This is a genomic window from Marivirga harenae, from assembly GCF_030534335.1.
Lineage (GTDB): Bacteria > Bacteroidota > Bacteroidia > Cytophagales > Cyclobacteriaceae > Marivirga > Marivirga harenae.
In genome coordinates this window covers 3,487,367-3,509,094 of sequence record NZ_CP130565.1, presented here as the reverse complement: position 1 = coordinate 3,509,094, position 21,728 = coordinate 3,487,367, and the positions used below count along the sequence as shown (strand labels likewise).

Genomic DNA, 21,728 nt, shown 5'->3' with positions numbered 1-21,728 from the left:
AAAAGAGAGGATGGAATTTATATTTTTCAGAGGGTTTGTTTTTTTATGGATATTGACCCAAATGAAATTGTTTTTGATTACTATTCAGAAAAGAATAATATTGAATTATCATCCGGTTTAATGCCAGTATTAGAAGAGGATCAAAATACTACCTTAACCAATTATATAGAATATGACAATGGTGATGTGGAAATTCTTGTAGAAGAACATGCTCTTTTAGATCCATTAAACCTAATAGCTTTAATTTCACATGAAATAGGTCAATATAAACTAAGAAAAAAATTCAATTATTTTGAAGAAGACCATGTTTTAGTAGAGATTTTAGTTATTCTTTATGGTTTAGGGGTTTTTTCAGCAAATCAATCATCAGTTGAAATGAAAACGTGGTCTAATGGTGGTTATTCTGGTTGGGAAATGAATGGAGGTAACAGCTATTTGTCTTCTTCGTCTTTTGGTTATGCATTAGCATATTACAGTAATCTTAAAAATGATTTTTCTAATAATAGATGGAAAAAATATCTTAATAAAGATATCTTAAAATATTATAAAAAAAGTTTTAAGCAGTACTTTCAAAATGAGCAGAAATAAATTTTCAGGAGCTATTTATTTTATTATAGGGTCTCTACTATTAGTTGCGGGTATCATTATGTTGGTTTTTGATATTACAAAAGTTGGAAATCATTATCTGACCCAACAGCAAAGTGCTGTTGGCGGTTTTTTTGTAATTTTTGTTAGTCTAATAATTTTAATCATAGGGTATTTTTGTTTGTCTCCTTTCAGTAAAATAAGAGAATTTATTGAAGGAACAGGTAAAAGAAAAAGATAATCCATCGTTGACATGGCTTCCACAAGAGCTGGAGTTTTGAGAGGGGTGGGTTTCTTTAATAGTGGACAAACTGTAAACTTAAATAGTCTAGTTTTGTAGAAAAATAAGCTACAATTTTTTTTAATCCTATTTAAGATTAGAGGATGGTGAATATTATACTCATTTATGTCTAATATTACCCAAATATGAGAAGTAAAAAATTTCTGACTTATAAGTATTAAATACTACTTATAAATCTTGTCATATTTTTTCAATCTTTTTTATTGTCGATAAGTAAATCCTTTACACTTACCCCACCTCGTCCTCGTTTGTAACGAGGATGCCTAAAACAAAGCTGTCTCGTAATGCTAAAACTACAAAAGAGCCTATTTCTGGAGACCTTTCCTTAAATCTAAAATCCCGCCTTGGCTCCTGCGCCCCTTCGCAATGATATAATGACCTCCTATAACTGTACAATTCTTCCTAAGAATAACGCAAATCTTCACTGGTCTTAGGGTCTCCCTAATACCAGTGAAGACCAATTCAAGTCATTAATAAGTCTTAAATACTCATCTCTACTATTTCTTTAGCCAATTCTGGACCAACTTTTTGCCTTTCTCCTAATCCGATCCATTTTCTTTCTTTGAAACGATCATAAACCGTTTGCGGAGTGTTGCGGTAATCAGTGGTGTATTTTGATAATTTTGTATCAATCCCCAAGGATTCAAAGAATGAAACCGTCATTTCAATAGCTTTCTCCGCGATCTCAATATCTGATTCTCCAGTCAATCCCCAAACTCTCTTCCCATACTGTATTAACTTCTCTTTCTTATCATCAAATAGTTTTCTATATAGATTAGGAGCAATAATGGCCAATGTTCTGGCGTGATCAATTCCATGCAAGGCAGTAAGTTCATGCGCTATCATATGAGTGGCCCAATCAGTGGGTACCCCCAGTCTCAAGATTCCGTTTAAAGCCATAGTAGCAGACCACATGAAATTAGAAGCTGATTTATGGTCTGCAGGGTCTTCCATTACTTTTGGTCCTATTTCAATCAGTGTTTGTAAAATCCCTTCGGCAATGCGGTCTTGCAATAAAGCATCATGCTGATAGGTTAGATACTGTTCTAAGGTATGCGTATAGGCATCCACTATGCCGTTGGCGATTTGCCTTTTAGGAAGTGATTGAATCACTGTTGGATCACAGATTGAAAATACTGGAAAGTATTGTGGACCTCCAAATGTACGTTTTTCTTGAGTAGAAGCTTTGGTGACCACCGCCCCAGAATTCATTTCAGAGCCTGTTGCAGGTAAAGTTAGTACTGTTCCAAAAGGCAATACCTTTTCTTGTTTTCTGGCTAATCCTTTGGCTACTAAATCCCATTCATCTCCATCATAATAAGCAGCAGCCGAAAGAAATTTACATCCATCTATCACAGAGCCACCTCCAACAGCTAAAATGAAATCAATTTTTTCATCTCTAATGATTTTCACTGCTTTCATTAAAGTTTCAAAATGCGGATTAGGCTCGATACCCGAAAATTCAGTGATTTTGTAATCCTTAGTGGCTTTAATAACTTGATCATAAACACCATTTTTCTTAATACTTCCACCACCATAGGATAATAAAATATGGCTTCCGGCTGGAATATTATCAGCCAATTTTTTGATTTCACCTTCTCCAAATATGATTTTTGTTGGATTCTTAAATTCGAATGCGTTCATAGTAAAATTTTGTTTCCCAAAGATAACGCCCTAGTTTGAAGAGGGTTTTTTAATTTCTTTATAATTAGCAAATTCTTATATTTGAGTTTAACGAACTGAATATAGTATGCATAAATTATGGATCAGCCTTATTTTTTTTTTTTTGATTAAAATTCAAACCTATGGACAAAGTGGAATAGAGGGTCGGACTGAAGGATTTGTGCCAAATGGATATGTGGAGATGATTGAAGATGGTGAAAAGCAAATAAAACTATTCCCTGACAATTTTAGAATGGATCAACCTAAAATTGGAAGTAAGTTCCCTTCATTTGCCTTCGTGGATATCAATGGCGATTCCATTACTTCTGAAATACTGGAAGGCAAAATCGCTTTATTGAACTTCACTTTTGTGGGTTGCTCTGGCTGCAAAATGGAGCAATTCACCTTAGAGAAAATCACCAAAATGTATGCTGAAAGAGATGATATTGTGTTTATCAATTTCATCAATAGCGCAGATTGGCGAATTAAATGGTATTTGAACAGATTTGGTTAGAAAGGATATATCTCTGTTCCTATTGATGAAGAAACTTATAAGCAATATTTTCATATAGTAACAGCCCCAACACATATGTTTTTGGCAGATGGAATTATAAAAGAAAATATATCTGCTCCACTTTGGAGTGAAAATTCTTATCAATTTGTTGTTAATTTTATTGAAAGTATAGACTCAAAAACACAGCTATGAACAAGTCATTTATCTTCATTTTCTTGCTAATAGCAGGGGTTTCATGTTCTCAACCAGATGATAAAGGCGATATAGAGCCAATTTATCAATCTCTGACTGAACAAAAACATTTTTATTATAATGTTGAATACAGTATTTGTAATGCAAATGGAGCGGTAACTAATGATTTTTATGGCTTAGTGGCATTGAATAGAAATTCTGATAGTGGCATATCATCTGCTTACTTTGGAATAGATGAAAGTCAGAAAGTGCACTATTTACATTCAATTTATTTAAAAAATCAGTGGATTTATGATCTCCAAAGCCCAAGCTACCGTTTGGAGGATGCAGATTTGATTACCGATAGTATTCATAGTCCCATTTTGCTTAATCCTGATCAATTATGGCAAATTGAACAAGATTCAGTTAGCATAACCAATCAGAAAATCGATAGGAAGTACGAGAAGTGGACTTTTGAATTGAGGGATAAGCCCGATCAGTTGATTATATTTTGGAACTCAGAAATCAATAAGATCACGGAAATTGAGTATAAGTATGCAGTAAAATCCCCTAATACTTACAGCAGAAAGTGGTCTTTTGATTACATGGCTAAATCCGAATTTACTCGATTGGAAAAGGGGTTTAAACAACAAAATCAAGCGGCTAATCAAGCTTTTTTATAATTTTGGTCTAAAAATTTTAATGCTCTATCCATTAAAATTGTAATCTGCAATTATTTAATGTATTTTTCCTTTTATAAAACGAATCAAAGATATGTTCACAGAAGCAGAAATAGCCGTAATCATTGATAATCAAGAAATTGATAAAATCGTGGAAAGCTTGAGAAAAGACTTTCTTGAGAAAACAGCACCTTATTTTGAAATTAGTAATCACGATTTTTTGTCTTTGATCTTATTAAGCCCGGTGGTCGGCAAAGCCATGGCTAATAACAATATCAGTTTTAAAGAGGAAATGTCACTGCAGAAAAAAGCGAGAAAATTATCGAAAGGAGGTTTTTTCTTGTCAAAAGATCCCGTTGCAGACTGCATGAAATTTTTAATCAAGAATTTTAAAGATTGGGAAGATCAATTTTATCTATCAATTAATAAGATTTTTCATGTGTTGTTTGAAAAAGAAACCTTGTCTAAAGCCAACAATACAGCGGTTTCCTACAGCATTAGAGTAATGGAAGCTCCTTATATTTTGATTCGTTTTATATCTTCTTTGTTTTTGGAAAGAGAAGAAGATATTCTTAATCCGGGGAGGTTGAGGAAAATCGAATGGGAGAAAATTAAATCAATTGGTGAAAAAACGGGTCTGTCAGAACTCAATTTATTCAATGAGTTTATGGAGTCTTTCGAGGTAAAATAAATGTATTAACAGCAATTAGCATAATTTTTGTATTTTTGTGCGATCAGATGCTTATTTAAGTAAATGGTAACTAGTACTCAGTATCATGCTCGATAGTATTCGAGGAAAATTGTATCGTATAATTGCCTTAAAGGCGCTTTATAAAACTATCATTCTTTGGGGAGAAACCGATTTAAAATAAAAATTTTCACCTTTACTATTTTAATTGTAGGCGTATTTGCTTCTAGGCCTTTAATAGGACAGGTATTTAATCCTTGGGGACCTCCGCCAAATGATAAAGATATTAACGCAAGTTTATTTCGTAAAATAGCTAATTATTTTTCTGCAGAAGTAGCAGTGGGTTATGGCTCCACCCGTTATAGACAAAATCTAGATGAATTTCAAATTTACAGTAACAGCAACGATTTGTATTTGTTGGGACAAGATTCCCTAGGAGGACCTGTGGGAATAAGTAATTGGTTAAATAGACCCTTCACAACTGATACGATAAACACCAGCTCCGCAATTCTATATCAATCTAATTTTAATGAATCGGAGCAAAATGGTAATTACGTGATTGATAGTCTTGAAAAACGTTTGGTAGGAGGCGGTAATGCTATACCAGTCCATTTAAAAATACATTTCAATTATTGGCGGTTGAGAATCGGGGCGGGAGCAACATTTGAAATCAATTCTAAGGCAAACCTGAGACTAAAAGGTTTTCCAAATTACATAGCAGAGTATGAATCAGATTTTTCTAGATTCTATACAAGAAAGTATTATTTAACAGCTGGAGTTCATTATTTTGATTTTTGGGATTTTTCTTATTTCGCTGATATTGAGTATGGTAACTTCAGATTGTCTGAAAGCGCATTCCCTGGAGGCAATGTGAGTACTAACAATTATTGGAATATCAGCTTTCCTATCGAAAAGAATTTTTCTGAATATTTTAGATTGGTGATGAGGCCCTCGGTAGATTTAAAATCGATTAATACTTTCTTGCCTACAGGTCAATCAATTAAAACCAATATGTGGAATTTGCAATTTCAAGTGGGGGTTAGAGTAAGTTTCCCACTTTTCAAAAAATGTCCGATTAGTAATTGCGAAGCACAAAAAGAGCATCATCATATTGATAAAAAGTATAGGGGCCAGCCGATATACAAATGGCAGAACCCAAAGGTAGGTGAAAATGATCCTTATAATCTTAATGAAAAAAGAGAGGCATTTCCGTTTTTAAAACGCAAATGAAATGATTATTTTTGTCACCGCTTAATAAAATTCTTTAAATTGCACTTTATTTATTTTTAGATAGTAAACAAATCTATGGCTGAAGGAGAAAATGAAAAAATCATCCCAATTAATATAGAGGATGAAATGAGAGGCGCCTACATTGATTATTCAATGTCGGTTATAGTTTCAAGGGCTTTGCCGGATGTTAGGGATGGCTTAAAACCCGTACACAGACGAATACTTTTTGGAATGCAAGAATTGGGCTTAGCCCATAACAGACCTTATAAAAAATCAGCCAGAATTGTGGGTGAGGTTTTAGGTAAGTATCACCCACATGGCGACTCAGCTGTTTACGATACCATGGTGCGTATGGCACAGCCTTGGTCTTTACGTTACCAAATGGTGGATGGCCAAGGAAACTTCGGATCCATAGATGGAGATTCTCCTGCCGCGATGCGTTATACCGAGGCTAGATTAAAGAGAATAGCGGAAGAAATGTTGACTGATATTAATAAGAATACGGTTGACTTTCAATTTAACTTTGATGACTCCTTAAAGGAGCCAACAGTATTACCTGCAAAAGTTCCAAATTTACTATTAAATGGTGCTTCTGGTATTGCAGTAGGTATGGCTACCAATATGGCCCTTCATAATTTAACCGAGGTAGTCAATGGAATAATTGCTTATATCGACAATAACGATATTACAGTTGCTGAACTGATGGAACATATCACGGCACCTGATTTCCCAACTGGAGCTGCAATTTACGGTTATCAGGGAGTTAAAGCGGCCTTTGAAACGGGTCGTGGCAGAATCGTAATGCGAGCAAAGGCAGAAATTGAGGTGTTAAAATCAGGTAGGGAACGAATCATTGTGACTGAAATTCCATACATGGTGAATAAAGCCAATATGATTGAAAAAACTGCTGGCTTAGTAAATGAAAAGAAAATTGAAGGCATTTCAGATATTAGAGACGAATCTGATAGAAATGGATTAAGAATAGTTTACGAAATCCGTAAAGATGCTATTCCTAATGTTGTCTTAAATAATCTTTATAAATACACTCAGCTTCAAACTTCTTTTAGTGTCAATAATGTTGCTTTGGTAAAAGGCCGACCTGAAACACTGAACCTGAAGGACATGATTAAACATTATGTGGATCATAGGCATGATGTAATTGTAAGAAGGACTAAATATGAGCTTGAAGAAGCGCAGAAGCGAGCACACATATTGGAAGGTTATTTGATTGCATTAGATAATCTTGATGAAGTAATTAAATTAATTCGTGAATCCAGAGATCCTGAAATAGCTAGAAACGGCCTAATGGAGAAGTTTGAATTATCTGAAATTCAGGCTAAAGCCATTTTGGACATGAGACTCCAAAGATTAACGGGTCTTGAAAGAGAGAAAATCATACAGGAGTACGAGGAGATTAAAAAGCTAATTGAATATCTGGAATCTATTCTTGCGGATGAAGAGCTTAGGATGAAAATCATCAAAGACGAAATGCAAGAAATGCAGGATAGATATGGTGATGAAAGACGTACTGAAATCATCCACAGTGCCGAAGAATTTACAGATGAGGACATGATTCCTAATGAAGATGTAGTGATCACGCTTTCACATCAGGGATATATCAAGCGAACCTTATTAAACGAATACAAGACCCAGGGAAGAGGTGGAGTAGGCTCAAGAGGGGCAGGAAGTAAAGATGATGACTTTACAGAATTGCTATTTGTGGCTAAAACCCATAATTACTTGTTGATATTTACGGAATTGGGTAAAGTGTATTGGATTAAGGTATACCGACTGCCGGAAGGATCGAAAACTTCTAAAGGTAGAGCTATTCAAAACTTGATAAACATTGAGTCTGAAGATTCAGTGCGAGCGGTAATAAATGTTGAAAATCTTGACGATGCAGACTACATCAACAATAACTTCCTAGTGATGTGCACTCAAAAAGGTACTATCAAGAAAACTACCTTAGAGGCATATTCCAGACCAAGAGCAAACGGAATCAATGCTATTTCAATCAATGAGGGGGATAGATTATTGAATGTGAAATTAACCAATGGTGATAATAATATTATTATTGCTGCTCGTTCAGGTAGGGCAATTCGATTCCATGAAAGCAATGTTCGTCCTATGGGGAGAACTGCAGCTGGAGTCAGAGGTATCAGCTTGAAAGATGAAAAGGATATTGTAGTTGAAATGGTAGCCATTACTAGAGAAAACGCAAATCTTTTGGTTGTTTCTGAAAAAGGATATGGGAAGCGTTCCGATATTGAAGACTACCGTATTACGAAGAGGGGTGGTAAAGGTGTTAAAACCTTAAACGTGACCGAAAAGACAGGAGAGTTGGTTGCAATAAAAGAAGTTATTGATTCTGATGACTTAATGATTATTAATAAATCAGGTATCACTATTCGAATGGCAGTGGAAAGCTTAAGAGTTATGGGGCGTGCAACGCAAGGCGTTCGATTGATCAAAGTGAGTGAGAATGATAGCATTTCATCAGTTGAGAAAGTGGAGAAAATTGATGATTTGGATGAAGAAGGAGCAACTGAAGAACAGGAGTCGGATGCTAAAGAAGACAACAATAGTGAATCATAATTAAATAAATTAAGTATAATAGAATAATTGTTTAAACAAAATAAGATAGAAATGAAAAGAATCGCATTAGTTTTCGCCTTTTTTTTAGCAATAGGGCAGGTGTTTGCGCAGAATTCAAATGTTCGTAAGGCAGACAGAGCTTTGGAAAGTGGCGATTTGCAAGAAGCAAAAACGCTGATTAATGAAGCTGTTGAGCACGAAAAAACAATGAATGACCCAAAAACTTGGTACACAAGAGGAACCATTTATCAGGCCATTTTAAATACTGAAGGATATTCTGATGAACTAGTAAAGAAAGCGTCAGAAAGCTATGACAAAGTTTTTGAAATGGTTGATGAAGGGGATAAATATTTCACCCTCACCGATTTGAAGATACAAGAACTTTGGGGTGGTTTTATCAATGAAGGTTCAACTGCTTATTCAGATCAGAACTATGAAGAGGCAGTCACTGCATTTGAAAAGGCTTTATTAGTATTGCCTGAGGATACAACTGCTAATTTATATGCTGGTGTGGCGTCACAGCAAATGCAAAATAATGAAGATGCTTTAAAATACTACTACAGATTATTAGACCTAGATTATCACTCTGAAGATATCTATGGTAGTATTATTTCCATTGAGCGATATGCTAATAAAGATCTGGAAAAGGCGCTTGAAATCACAAGAATGGCTAAGGAGAAATTTCCTGATTCTGATACTTTCCAGAAATCAGAAATTAATTTGTTGATTGAAACAAAACAAGTAGATGTGGCTAAGGACCGAATCAATGATGCTATTGCGAAGGAGCCGGATAATGCGAACCTATATTTCAATTTAGGCTACCTTTATGAGCAGCTTGAGGAACCAACAAAAGCAGAAGAAGCATACCTAAAAGCTATAGAGTTAGATCCAGACTATTTAGATGCAAACTTTAATTATGCTGTTTATTATTATAATAAAGCAGCCGATTTGTTAGCTAAAGCTCGAGATATGGATTTGCAGACTTACAAAAAAGAAGGTAAAAAGGTAGAGAAGGAAGCCTTAGGATATTTAGAAAAGTCTAAGCCTTATTTTGAAAAAGCTTTAGAGATTTCACCGAATGAGTTAGCAGTTATTGAAACCTTGCAAACTGTTTATGCTCAGTTGGGAGAAAACAAGAAAGCTGAAGAAATGATGAAGAAAGCAGACGAGCTAAATGCTGGTGGAAAAGCTAAAACGGGTGATCAATAATATATTTATAAATCATATTGTAAAAGGTTATCTGAACAGATAGCCTTTTTTTATGTTCTTTTAATTCAAGTCTAAGTAATTTATGATAGATAAAGTTAATATAGAAATGGCAACCTTTGGAGCTGGTTGCTTCTGGTGCATAGATGCCGTTTTAAGAAAATTAAAAGGAGTACAGCAGGTTGAATCAGGTTTCTCCGGAGGACAAATCAAAAATCCTGCCTACAGAGAAGTCGTGCAGGGAAGAACCGGACACGCAGAAGTAGCGCAAATATCTTTTGACCCGCACGTTATTTCCTACAAAGAAATTTTGGAGGTTTTTTGGCAAGTACATGACCCAACGACTTTAAATAGACAAGGCGCAGATGTAGGGGAGCATTACCGATCAATAATTCTTACTCATAATTCTGAACAAGAAAAAATAGCTGAAGAAATGAAACAGCAATTAGATGCTTCAGGTATTTTTGACGACCCTATAGTAACTGAAATTAAGACCTTTGAAGCTTTTTATCCTGCAGAGGAAGTACATCAAGATTTCTACACTAGAAATGAAGCAATGCCATATTGTTCATTTGTTATTAAACCGAAGGTTGATAAACTCAAAAGATTATTTGCTGACAAATTGAAATAGATAAATCCTTTTTTACATTTTCAAATGAGGCAGAGGACTCTAAGTAAATTAAGTCCGATTTTAAATCATGCATTTATTCTTTAAGTGCAAAAGGAGGTCTAATTTGTCAATTCTTGCATGTTTTTATTTTGCTTTTTTAGCTAATCTTCACGACCAGTTGAACTGAACATAAAAGGAGATAACCAGATATCCTATTTGCAGAATGAAATCGCAACCACTAAATTGCCTTTGGCTCATCCTAGTAAGTATTTTGAAAATCCATCTTACTATATTCAACAAATACTTTTTCCTAATCTACTCTTAAATGTATATGCTGTTCAGCTAGTTTAGTATAAGTAATCAAGATTGCCACTAGAATTAGCATAACATATCTACAAATTAACAAGGTAGTTGATAAAACTATTTAATCTTACATTTTCTCTATTTTATCGAATAATTAGAATTAGAGTATCTATATTTCATTAATTAAATTATAATAATTATATTTATTGTGTTATATAGAAATAATTTAATTATTATGATATTTAGTATATTGAAGTGAGAAATTTTCTCTTAAATAATACATACTTTAAAAGTCTAGATTGATGAATTTAAAAGTCCCATCAAAAAGTAATTATTCTTGCTTGCCACTAAGAATTCTCATCTTATCTCTTGTACTATTCAGCTATCATGCAAAAGCTCAAAGAGTAGATAATGTAAAGGCTTCCATCAGTGGAGATCTTATTATTGTATCTTATGATTTAATAGCTGATACGGATGAATTCTTCAATGTAAATTTGTATTCCTCAAAAGATAATTTCGAGCAACCTCTGACTTTAGTCACAGGTGATGTGGGAATTAATATTGAAGCAGGAAAAGGTAAAAGGATTGAGTGGTTGGCTAAAAATGAACTGCTTGATTATAAAGGAAACCTAATTTTTGAAGTAAGAGCATTTTTACCAGAACCTGCCTTCGATCCTCTGGAGTTCGTGAATTTTGACTTAAAAGAGATTAAAAGTGGCAAAAGCTATCGCCTACAGTGGAAGGGCGGAAAAGAGAATGAAAAGATTGATCTATTGCTATTCGAAGATGGCAACGAAAAATATAAAATTTCTACGGTTAACAATGATGGTAGATTTATTTGGAAAATACCTAAAGGAGAAAAATCCGCCACCTACCAGATTCAATTAAAAGGTGAAACTGGAATTGTGGCTAGTAATAGTTTTCAAATTAAGAAAGGCTTTCCTGTATTATTAGTAGGAGGTGGGGCATTATTAGTTGGTGGAATTACCGCGGCTATTATTATCCTTGATCCTTTTGGTGGTGATACTGATGGAAATGATTTACCAATTGCTCCAGATCCCAATTAGTTTATAATATTATGAGAATAATCTACAACATCTTTTTTTTAAGTTTTTGCCTTCTTGGAGTATCAATCAATATTTTATTGGGTCAAGGTACCGCCATCAAGCCTGCTGACAATAAATCAACTAACAACCAGATCGAGAGTGTTTTAGCAAGTTACCGGTTCAGTGGCAATGCCGATGATTTGTCTGGAAATGGAAGCAATGGAATTGTAGATGGGCAGGTTTTAACGGACGATAGGTTTGGACGTCCTGATCAAGCTTTTCAGTTCCTACCAGCCAATGGCGGGATCCAAACTCCTTTGGTTGAACAACCAGATGCCTTGTCAGTTTGGTTTCAAACTACGGCAGAATCAGGCACCCTTTTGTCGTGGGGATCAGGTACCGAAGGCGTACTGGGTTATACAGTACATGTGTTATCTACAGGTATAGAATTCGTTTATAATTCAGGTGATGGCGTCACAGACGGAAGTACCTTTGTCTTTATTTCTAGATCTGGGCTAAATGATGGTAATTGGCATCATTTGGTTATTGGCGTAGATGAAATAGAGGAGCTTTTTACTTTTTATGTAGATAATGAAGTCGTTGGCACAGAAGTAATAGACGTAAATGGTATCCTATGGGCTGGAATAAATAGTGTCGGATTGGAAATTGGACCATCATTTAATGGTAGAATTGACGATGTATTCTTATATCTAGGTAACATTTTTTCCTCAGAAATTAATACGATTTATCATGCTAGTGGATGGGAAGTTCCAGATAATACGCTGGTCTTAAATTATGATTTTAACGATGCCATTGTAGAAGATTTAAGTGGATTTGGCTTTGATCTATTAAATGTATCCGCTACTTCGGTCCCCGACAGATTTAATACCGCTTCCAATGCCTTAGGCTTGGATGGGGTTGATCAATTTTCTGAGACATCTGGAGTTCCGATTTATGATAATATTTCACTTTCTGCCTGGTTCAACACTGCTGCCGATTTTTCAGGAGGATATAGAAGTTTTGCTGATTTATTTGGTTTAGGAGCACTCTCAGTAGGTCCTACTAATTTATTAGAAGGGACCTTACGTACGGGCGATCAAGATTTTCTGGTGCTGAGTAGTGATGTCCCTGTAAACGATGGTCTTTGGCATCATGCAGTGATTACTTATGATGGATTTACTGCTATGCTTTATTTAGACAATGAAGTAGTAGATGTGAGTACAGAGTATAACGAGCCGCTATTTCAAACTTCAGTTTCAACCTTTTTAAACATTGGTTTTATTTTTGAACCTGGAAATATTCGCTATTTCAATGGACTAGTGGATGATGTCAACTATTACAATTACGGAATATCTCAAGCTGAGGTCATTTCATTGTATTCAGATAATAATTGGCCAAATACTGCTCCTATAGCTTCATATCCCTTCAACGGAAATGCCAATGACGAAAGCGGAAATTATCTTGATGGTTCAGTTAATGGAGCCAACCTCACCGAAGATAGATTTAATGATGCGAATAGGGCTTATAATTTTAACGGAAGTAGCTCTTACATAGCAATTGCTGATGATCCACTTTTCGATTTAGGACTAAGTAATGATGTAGCAGTTTCAGGCTGGTTTAATACTTTTGCGGCCACGGGGGTTTTATTTGATAAATCTGACGGTGAAAAGGGCTATTTTGCATGGTTTCCTTCTGACGGTTCCAATAGGATCCAATTTTTCGCTACAGAGGCTGGGGTAGGTAGCAGTTCTATAGTAAGTAATCCCGGCTACAACGATGGACAATGGCATCATTTCGTCATGCAATTAGATCGAGATGGTGGGATGTCAATTCATATAGATGGGGTTTTGGATGCTGAAAATACCTCTGCATTATCAGATGGTTTTAATCCTGACAATTTTGAGGACTTTCTTATAGGGGTTGCTGGCGGCATAAATAATGCAGGATTAAATGGCTTTTTTAATGGTGAATTGGACGATTTTAAAGTCTTTAACTCACTTTTAACGGACGCTGAAATTGGTAATTTATACAATAAGAATGCTTGGCCAAATGTGGGGCAAGTACGAATCAAGATTAATCAATCAAGTAGTGATGAAGGTTTAGACCCCTATCCTCCAGGTAACACATTGTCATGGGGAAAAGCATTTGATTTCACGGATGATGAATTTGAATTTATATTAAATGGAGATAATGGTAAACCTTATGGTGATTTCGAGGGTAATGGCTTTATCGATTTACTAGGAACTCCAATAATTCCGCCCAATGGATTGAATTTTGTAAGATTGACTGATGCTACTAGAGCTTATAGATCAGATTTGATTACTTCAATAGGTTTTCTGGGCAGCGCCAGAACAGGAGATGAAACGGGATGGCAGGGAGATGATACTGATATGACCTACGTGGGTAATGGAGTATTTGAATTATTAGGTATCGAATTATTTGATGGAGAATGGAAAATACGAGCGAATGACGATTGGAATTTTGCCAACTGGGGATCTTTTAATGAAAATCCTGGGGAATTATTTCTATTTGCAGAAAATATACCGATCGCTGCAGGAACCTATGACATAGCAGTAGATGTAATTAATAATACCTATAGCATTACGGAAGCAGAGCCTGCAAGTAGCTTGCTGGCCTCTTATTTCTTCAATAATAATTTTGATGATGATTCCGGTAATACTAATAATGGAACAGGAGTAAATGCAAGCTTTGGTAATGACAGATTCGGTACAGCCAATCAAGCTGCTACTTTCAATGGTTCTGATGCTTATATTAGTATTCCAAACAATGCTGCTTTTAACTTTGGTGACTCCGAAGATATCGTTATCTCAGGATGGTTTCGAACTACAACATCTGGTGTACTTTTTGATAAATCTAATTTTTTATCTGGATACTTTTCACAAATCCTCAATGAGGGTAATTTGCAATTTTTTATGGTTCAGGAGGGGGGTAGTTCTGCAGAATTAACAACTAATGGAATCTTTAATGATGGGAACTGGCACCATTACGTCATTCAAATCGATAGAGATGCTGGGATGGAAATATTCATAGATGGAGAGCTTGAAAATATTAACGAAGTTCTTACAGATGGAATTAATCCTGATATGGCAGAGGATTTCTTGATTGGTGTGGCAGGTGGTGTAGAAAATGCCGGACTAAATAGCTTTTTTCAAGGCGCCCAAGATGATATTCACATTTATAATGAAACCCTTACCTTAGAAGAAATTCAAGCCTTGTATTCAGAGGGTGGATGGCCTATTACAGGGATCCCACGAATTGCCAACATCAATCCCCGATCTGGCAAAATAGGATCTGAAGTAACAATTTCCGGTGTTAATTTTTCTTCGAATAATGTCGAAAATATTGTTTCATTTAATGGGATAAGGGCTAATGTTATTTCTTCTTCGAGTACTGAACTGAAAGTAGAAGTACCACTTGGTGCCTCCTATGGTCCGATTTATCTGACCACCAATAATTCGGTTGCTCAATCCAGCAGAGATTTTAATGTGATTTTTGATGGAAATGGATTGGGCTTTGACAATAATTCTTTCGATGTCAGTAATCCAGTTCAGGGCAATTATGGCCTTTTCCAAGGTTCAATTATCTCCGCTGATTTTGATCAAGATGGGGTTCTAGACATTGCTGTAATTGAAACGGGTACTCAATTTGCAGTATTTAGAAATGTTAGTCAAAATGATGGCGAAATACTTTTCGATCTACCGTCAGTTTTTAACGTCAGCTCTGGAATTGAATTTATCTCCAAAGGTGATTTTAATGGTGATGGTAAGTGGGATATTGCAATTGCCCAAGGTCAAATAGTTTCTGTATTCATCAATAATAGTACAGGTGCGGGCAACATTAGCTTTCAAAACGTGTTTGAATTAACTCTTGATTCGGACTTAATCCGTGATATGGAAGTGGCTGATATGAATGGTGATGGCAAGCAAGATATTCTGATAAAGGAGAATTTTGTAACTATTGAAGAATTCTCGTCTTTCAATTCATTTACGGTAACAACTTTAGAAAATATAACTGAAGCAGGCATTGTAACATTTTCTGTTGCTGATAGGACTGATATTGATGGGAATTTTGGTTTCAAGCTAAGGGATTTGAATGGCGATAAAAAGACTGATTTCCTCTCTAGCAATCCGGATGTTCTCCTAAACACATCAAATTTCCAAACTAATTCTTTTGGTTTTTCTTCTCCCTTCCCATTGACGCCAGTGGGCACCACCGTAGATATCACAACTGGAGATTTTGATAATGACGGAAAAACTGATTTTGCATTGACAGAAGATAATGGGGGTGGTTATTTTGGAGTTTATGCCAATTCAACTACTAATCCATTGTCTGGTGAGGTCAGTTTTTTGGAACCTAAAACATTTGAGACTTTACTTATTCCACCAGGAATAGGAAGCGGAGATTTTGATGGCGATGGTTTGTTAGACATAGCGTCTGTCACCTTAGAAGCGGAGGGTCTATCTATTTTTAAAAATAACACTAGTCAAATTGGAGACATAAGTTTTCAGAATAGAGTAGATTATGTCAGTGGTGGCGGCTTTGATATGGCAGTAGGTGATTTTAACAATGATGGGAAAGTTGATATTATTAATAGTGTTTTGACAGTTTATAGAAACAATCTGCAAAGTGCTGATGAAATTACACCACCGCAAAATCAGGCCACAAACCTAAGTTTTTCTAATATTGCTTCCGATAGATTTACCGTAAACTTTAGTGCCGCAACTGGTCATAGTGGCAAATATCTGGTTTTGAGAAATAGTCAAAATACTCCTTCATTTATTCCTGAGAATGGTTTTAGTTATAAAATTAATGATATTTTTGGGAGTGACAGAGTAATCTATATCGGAACCGAAACTAGTTTTGTGGATTCCTTATTGAATCAAAACACTAGGTATTTCTATAGTATTTTTACATTTAATGGATCAGGAAACATTGCAAAATATCTAGCTCAAAATCCTTTAATAGGTGATGAGACGACATTGCCTTTAGATGGACTGGCAGCTGAGCCTACTGAACAGCCGGGTAGTTTTGAGGTTTCTAACTTTGATGAAGCTAATGGGTCATTCCAGGTAAATTATGTTGCACCTTCTGCAACAGTTGACGGTTACCTAGTGGTGCGAAGACTAAACAATACGCCAATTTTTGTACCTGCTGATGGTCAAAGCTATTCAATAGGGCAGGTAAATAGTACAGATTCTGTAGTATATGTAGGGGCTAACACTCAATTTTTAGAACAAAATTTTATCGCAGATAACAGATATCAATATTTGATTTTTAGTTTTAATGGGAGTGAGGGAGCAATAAACTATCTACAAAACAATCCGCTGAGCGGAAGTTTCAATATACCTGCGGCTCAACCCTTAGTTCAACCAACAAGCTTTACAGTAAATAGTGTTGGTCCTAATTCTGTTAATTTTAGCTTTACTTCCACAGAGAATGTATCGGGATTCGTAGTATTAAGAAATGAAGCGCAGTCGCCAGCCAATATACCAGAGGATTTTACAACTTATCAATATGCAGATCAAATTAATGAGGATGTTGTAATTTATTCAGGATCATCAAATTCTATTATTGATAACAACTTAAACCCACAGACAGAATATTTTTATGCCATTTTTGCGTACAATGGTTCAGGTGATTTAATAAACTATTTAACCAGTAGTCCCTTAACAGGTAGCTTAACCACAACGGACTTACCAAATCTGGCTAGTCAACCGCAGGCTCAACCCACAGATTTTGTTGTGACTTCGAAAACTGAAAATGCTGCAGAACTGACTTTTACTGAGAGTGATGCTTCTGGCTATTTGGTAGTTAAATTTACAGCCAGTAATTCATTTTTCAATCCAGCCGATGGTATTATATATAATTCTGGTGATCAATTCGGTAATTCTACAATCACTTATGTAGGCGAGGGAAATGTTTGGAATGAATCTGGTTTAATGCCCGAAACCAATTACAATTTCAAAATTTACGGGTATAATGGCACAGGAAATGAAATCAATTATTTGCAGAGTAGTCCACTGTTTGGAAACTTAGTATCTTTAACTAATCCGCCCAATACTCAGGCTGCTGATTTCACGGTTAGCAATCAGACTTTTACCTCTTACACCATTTCATTTAGTCCGAATTTTGATAATGCAGATGGATATATTGCAATCAAGAAAGAAGGAGGAACGCCTCCTATTACTGCACCAGCAGGAGGGACTATTTATGCAGTTGGTGATGAACTAATTGAGGGCGAGGAAGTAATTGCTATTGGTGCAATTAATCAAATTGATGAAACTGACTTGACGGCTGAGACCTACTCATATGCCATATATTCATACAATGGTGAAAGTGATTTTATTAATTATAACACGATTAATCCATTGACAGGAAGTGCAAGTGTACTTGTCGATAATACTGCCCCTATTATTCAAAATATAGTTTATGATACCGAAGTAAACCTTGGAGGTACCGTTAATATTTCAGTTGAAATCCTTGATGAAGAGTCTGAGGTAGGATCAGTTGAAATACAATATATAATTCCCGGTACAAACAGTATCAATAATCCAACTATAGATGCAATGACAGCATCAGGAAATGACTATACCTATCAAATATCTAATTTAACAGCATCTGGACTGGAATTTAAAGTCGTTGCGGAAAATGGAGTAGATCTAGTTTCAGAAACAGATATACAATCCGTAACTGTCCTTTTCACTGGTGATGGTTTGCAAATCCCGTTCAATTCTTTTGGTTCTGCGCAATCAAATTACCGAATTGTATCCGTTCCAATGACCCTTAACAATAATAGAGTTAATGATGTGTTTGGAAGTGAATTGGGAAATTATGGGGATAAGTCTAAATGGAGGATGTTCAGGTATTCTGGGGAACAAACAGAGGAGCTCTCAGGCTCTACTCCTTTAATTCCAGGCAGGGGATATTGGCTTATAGTCAATGATAATGAAGTTTCATTCTTTACGGGTTCGGGACAGAGCGTAAATGCCAATGTTGAACAACCTTATGAAATTGTATTGAACCCTGGGTGGAATCAAATCGGTAACCCATTCGCTCATGATATCAATTGGAGCGATGTACAAGATTTAAATGAACAGGAATTTGAGTTAAGGGTATTTAACGGGTCATTCTCTAATGGGAATAGTCTCCAAGCATTTTCAGGGGGATTTGTAAATTGGCCAAACTCAAGCACTTTCACCATGAGAGTACCTAGCTCTCCTGCTGCGACTGGTCAAAACAGAAGCGCTCCTAGCAAGGATCAAGAGGGATGGGAATTGAATTTAACGCTTGAAAAAGATGGAATTGTAAACCAATTAACTGGTCTAGGAATGCATGCTAATGCTAAAAATGATTTGGATAGTAAAGATCAGTTTAATCTACCAAGGTTTCTGAATTTCATTGATTTAAATCATGATCTAAGTGCAAATGGGTACTTCGTTTCTAAAGATATAGTTAAAATGCAATCTCAATATAATTGGGAATTTGACATAGAATCAAATTTAAGTTTAGATGGAATGACTATCACGTGGGAGATACCAAACAATAGTAATTACGATCAACAGAATAGTTTAGTGCTATGGGACCCTTCCTCCGCGAATCTAATTGATATGAAAAGAACGTCTCAATACCAGTTAAGAAATAGTGATGGTCGTAACTTAAGAATTATATATGGATCACCAGATTATGTTAATAGTTTAATCGAGGTAAATAGTTTGCAAATATCAGATCCATTTCCAAATCCATCTTCAGGCGCATTAAATATACAGTTTTATGTACCTGAAAATGAGGTAAATAAAGAACTGATTTTTGAATTATTTAATTTGAAAGGAGCTTTAGTGAATAAGTATCAATTGAAACCAACTAATGTGGGGCATAACATGCTTCAATGGAAGGTATCTGAAACATCAAATGAAGATTTGTCTGGTGTATATATGCTACGTGTCTCAAATGATAGAAATAGTATCAATAAGAAGATTGTCATGAAGTAAATTTGAATAGAAAATTATTATGAACAAGAAGGTTCAAATATTAATCCTTTTAGTGATGTTTATAGGTCATATAGGATTAGCCCAGACTTTTTCGGGTAGAAGTAATAGCGTAGCGGTGGATTATTCTACCGAAAAACGGGGAGGAGAAGCCGAAATAGCTACTTCTGAAAAAAAGGAAACTATTAAGGATGCCTTAAGATCGTCATCAGAACCAACCTATCATGCTTTGATAATTGGCGTTTCTAAGTATGAATATTCTGGAGCGAATCTTCCAAATTTGGATAAACCTACGAAAGATGCGGAAGAGTTATATTCAGTACTAACTACGAAATACAATTTTGATCCTAAAAATGTGACTTTGTTAAAGGACCCAAATAGAGAAACAGTAATTGATACTTTCCATGGTCTTGCAGATATTGTAACTGAGAAAGATAATTTAATGATCTTTTATGCTGGTCATGGTTATTACGATAAACCAAAAGACTTCGGCTATTGGCTACCATCAGATGCGAAAGCTGAAAGTACGGCAAATTGGATTCCTAATAGTACGATAAAAGATTATATAAGTGCGATTCCATCTAAACATACTTTATTGATTACAGATGCCTGTTTTGGAGGTAGCATTTTTAAGACTAGAGCTGTTGGTGGAATGAGTCAATTGAAAGTTCATGAACTCTACAAAGACAGAAGTAGAAAGGCAATTACAAGCGGTAGCTTAACTGAGGTTCCGGATGAAAGTTTCTTCGTATACATGTTAATTAAAACATTGGACGAAAATGAATTTGATTATTTGCCTGCGTCTACTGTTTTCGCAAGGATATACGAGCCTGTAATGAATAATGCACCTACTGTTCCGCAATTTGGAGTGATTCAAGGTGCCGGAGATGAAGGCGGAGATTTCATATTTATTAGAAGAAAATAAGTTTATTCATTTCATTTAGGAAGGGAGTTTTTTACTCCCTTTTTTATGTCCAAATCAAAAACGTAAAGTAAGCTGTCCGTCTTTATTTGCTTTCTCTATTATTTCAAAATTCGATAAAGAACATCCAACTAGTCTCACCGATTGATTCAAATCAAATACGTCCATTAAACTTTCTAATCCCTTGTCAAAAGTGTTGGCAGATTCTATTCCGTCTTCAAAAGTTTTACTTCTCGTTATTTGTTGAAAGTCATCGAATTTGATTTTGAGTGTTAGCGTATGAGCATTAGCCTCGCTTTGTTTATAGCGTTTCCAGCATTTTTCTGCTATAGGTTGTAATGCTTCCCAAATTTCTGACTTGTTTTTGAGGCTAACTGAGAATGTACTTTCTGCTCCTACGGATTTTCTAATTCTATTGGGATTAACTCTTCTGTTATCCTCACCATGACTTACCGAATAGAAGTACCTTCCTTGTTTGCCAAAATGCTTGATTAGTTCTTTATACGATTTCGACTGTAAATCTGCTCCCGTTTTAATATTTAATTTATGCATTTTTTCAGCCGTTTTTTTACCGACTCCAAAAAATTTCTCAATAGGCAATTGCTCAATAAAAGGAATTACTTGATGAGGTTTTATGATAAATAGCCCATCAGGCTTCCTGTAATCTGAAGCTATTTTAGCCAAAAATTTATTTACGGATACTCCAGCTGATGCAATAAGACCAATTTCACTTTTTATTTCACTTTTGATTTGAATAGCTATTTCAGTTGCTGTTTCTATACCCAATTTATTTTCAGTGACGTCCAAATATGCTTCATCTAATGACAAAGGCTCAACCAAATCAGTATATCTAAAAAATATCTCCCTAATCAGGTGACTAAGTTCCCTATATCTTTCAAATCTAGGTTTAACAAAAATCAGATTATTGCATTTTAAGGCAGCTATTTTTGAAGGCATTGCGGAATGGACTCCAAACTTTCTCGCTTCATAGCTAGCGGCTGCTACAACTCCTCTTTGCCGGTTTCCACCTACAGCAACAGGCTTTCCTGTTAATTCCGGCTGGTCCATTTGCTCTACTGATGCAAAAAAAGCATCCATATCTATGTGTATTATTTTGCGTTCTCTTTTCTTTTCCAAAGCTTATCCGCTTAAAGTTTTCTAATACCGTTTATCCTTTTGTATTAGTGAAATAATTAAATATAACGGATA

At 35.4% G+C, this 21,728-nt stretch carries 14 protein-coding genes; 12 read left to right on the top strand and 2 right to left on the bottom strand.

Annotation, left to right across the window (positions count from 1 at the left end; genetic code table 11):
* Window positions 1-45: 45 nt before the first annotated feature.
* Both Q3Y49_RS14905 and Q3Y49_RS14900 read left to right on the top strand, forming a co-directional pair.
* Window positions 46-588 (top strand): hypothetical protein, encoded by a 543-nt coding sequence (locus Q3Y49_RS14905; protein WP_303269241.1) that lies wholly within the window; start codon window positions 46-48, stop codon window positions 586-588.
* Entirely contained in the window at window positions 575-826 is a 252-nt protein-coding gene (locus Q3Y49_RS14900) for a hypothetical protein (RefSeq protein WP_303269240.1), read from the top strand. The genes Q3Y49_RS14905 and Q3Y49_RS14900 overlap by 14 nt, the downstream gene beginning before the upstream one ends.
* 540 nt (window positions 827-1,366) lie before the next feature.
* Here Q3Y49_RS14900 and Q3Y49_RS14895 read toward each other — a convergent pair.
* Window positions 1,367-2,530: an iron-containing alcohol dehydrogenase gene (locus Q3Y49_RS14895; protein ID WP_303269239.1), complete on the bottom strand. Its 1,164-nt coding sequence runs from the start codon at window positions 2,528-2,530 to the stop codon at window positions 1,367-1,369.
* A gap of 142 nt (window positions 2,531-2,672) precedes the next feature.
* Here Q3Y49_RS14895 and Q3Y49_RS14890 point away from each other — a divergent pair, with 142 nt between their 5' ends.
* The 10 genes from Q3Y49_RS14890 to Q3Y49_RS14845 all read left to right on the top strand — a co-directional run bounded on the left by Q3Y49_RS14890 (window position 2,673) and on the right by Q3Y49_RS14845 (window position 20,522).
* The gene (locus Q3Y49_RS14890; protein ID WP_303269238.1) at window positions 2,673-3,062 is read left to right on the top strand and encodes a TlpA family protein disulfide reductase; all 390 of its coding nucleotides are present in this window, start codon (window positions 2,673-2,675) and stop codon (window positions 3,060-3,062) included.
* 188 nt (window positions 3,063-3,250) lie between these two features.
* Window positions 3,251-3,916, top strand: a complete 666-nt coding sequence (locus Q3Y49_RS14885; protein WP_303269237.1) for a hypothetical protein — start codon at window positions 3,251-3,253, stop codon at window positions 3,914-3,916.
* Window positions 3,917-4,007: 91 nt separating this feature from the next.
* Window positions 4,008-4,604, top strand: coding sequence for a hypothetical protein (locus Q3Y49_RS14880; RefSeq protein ID WP_303269236.1), 597 nt, complete (start codon window positions 4,008-4,010; stop codon window positions 4,602-4,604).
* Window positions 4,605-4,760: 156 nt separating this feature from the next.
* Window positions 4,761-5,831, top strand: coding sequence for a hypothetical protein (locus tag Q3Y49_RS14875; RefSeq protein WP_303269235.1), 1,071 nt, complete (start codon window positions 4,761-4,763; stop codon window positions 5,829-5,831).
* Window positions 5,832-5,906: 75 nt separating this feature from the next.
* The gene (gyrA, locus tag Q3Y49_RS14870) at window positions 5,907-8,426 is read left to right on the top strand and encodes a DNA gyrase subunit A (protein ID WP_303269234.1); all 2,520 of its coding nucleotides are present in this window, start codon (window positions 5,907-5,909) and stop codon (window positions 8,424-8,426) included.
* Window positions 8,427-8,477: 51 nt separating this feature from the next.
* Window positions 8,478-9,635 (top strand): tetratricopeptide repeat protein, encoded by a 1,158-nt coding sequence (locus tag Q3Y49_RS14865; protein WP_303269233.1) that lies wholly within the window; start codon window positions 8,478-8,480, stop codon window positions 9,633-9,635.
* Window positions 9,636-9,717: 82 nt separating this feature from the next.
* Window positions 9,718-10,263, top strand: a complete 546-nt coding sequence (gene msrA, locus Q3Y49_RS14860) for a peptide-methionine (S)-S-oxide reductase MsrA (RefSeq protein WP_303269231.1) — start codon at window positions 9,718-9,720, stop codon at window positions 10,261-10,263.
* A gap of 584 nt (window positions 10,264-10,847) precedes the next feature.
* Entirely contained in the window at window positions 10,848-11,612 is a 765-nt protein-coding gene (locus Q3Y49_RS14855; protein ID WP_303269230.1) for a hypothetical protein, read from the top strand.
* Window positions 11,613-11,623: 11 nt separating this feature from the next.
* Entirely contained in the window at window positions 11,624-19,600 is a 7,977-nt protein-coding gene (locus tag Q3Y49_RS14850) for a LamG-like jellyroll fold domain-containing protein (protein ID WP_303269229.1), read from the top strand.
* A 19-nt stretch (window positions 19,601-19,619) separates the two neighbouring features.
* On the top strand, window positions 19,620-20,522 hold the full coding sequence (locus Q3Y49_RS14845) for a caspase family protein (protein WP_303269228.1): 903 nt from the start codon (window positions 19,620-19,622) through the stop codon (window positions 20,520-20,522).
* 54 nt (window positions 20,523-20,576) lie between these two features.
* On the opposite strand, the gene dinB is transcribed toward Q3Y49_RS14845, so the two are convergent.
* The gene (gene dinB / locus Q3Y49_RS14840) at window positions 20,577-21,656 is read right to left on the bottom strand and encodes a DNA polymerase IV (protein ID WP_303269227.1); all 1,080 of its coding nucleotides are present in this window, start codon (window positions 21,654-21,656) and stop codon (window positions 20,577-20,579) included.
* Window positions 21,657-21,728 lie beyond the last annotated feature (72 nt).

Coding starts and splice junctions, on each gene's coding strand:
- Q3Y49_RS14895 (WP_303269239.1), bottom strand. CDS start 2,530: ATGAACGCATTCGAATTTAAGAATCCAACAAAAATCATATTTGGAGAA.
- Q3Y49_RS14905 (WP_303269241.1), top strand. CDS start 46: ATGGATATTGACCCAAATGAAATTGTTTTTGATTACTATTCAGAAAAG.
- Q3Y49_RS14885 (WP_303269237.1), top strand. CDS start 3,251: ATGAACAAGTCATTTATCTTCATTTTCTTGCTAATAGCAGGGGTTTCA.
- Q3Y49_RS14845 (WP_303269228.1), top strand. CDS start 19,620: ATGAACAAGAAGGTTCAAATATTAATCCTTTTAGTGATGTTTATAGGT.
- Q3Y49_RS14850 (WP_303269229.1), top strand. CDS start 11,624: ATGAGAATAATCTACAACATCTTTTTTTTAAGTTTTTGCCTTCTTGGA.
- Q3Y49_RS14880 (WP_303269236.1), top strand. CDS start 4,008: ATGTTCACAGAAGCAGAAATAGCCGTAATCATTGATAATCAAGAAATT.
- Q3Y49_RS14865 (WP_303269233.1), top strand. CDS start 8,478: ATGAAAAGAATCGCATTAGTTTTCGCCTTTTTTTTAGCAATAGGGCAG.
- Q3Y49_RS14900 (WP_303269240.1), top strand. CDS start 575: ATGAGCAGAAATAAATTTTCAGGAGCTATTTATTTTATTATAGGGTCT.
- gyrA (WP_303269234.1), top strand. CDS start 5,907: ATGGCTGAAGGAGAAAATGAAAAAATCATCCCAATTAATATAGAGGAT.
- msrA (WP_303269231.1), top strand. CDS start 9,718: ATGATAGATAAAGTTAATATAGAAATGGCAACCTTTGGAGCTGGTTGC.
- Q3Y49_RS14855 (WP_303269230.1), top strand. CDS start 10,848: ATGAATTTAAAAGTCCCATCAAAAAGTAATTATTCTTGCTTGCCACTA.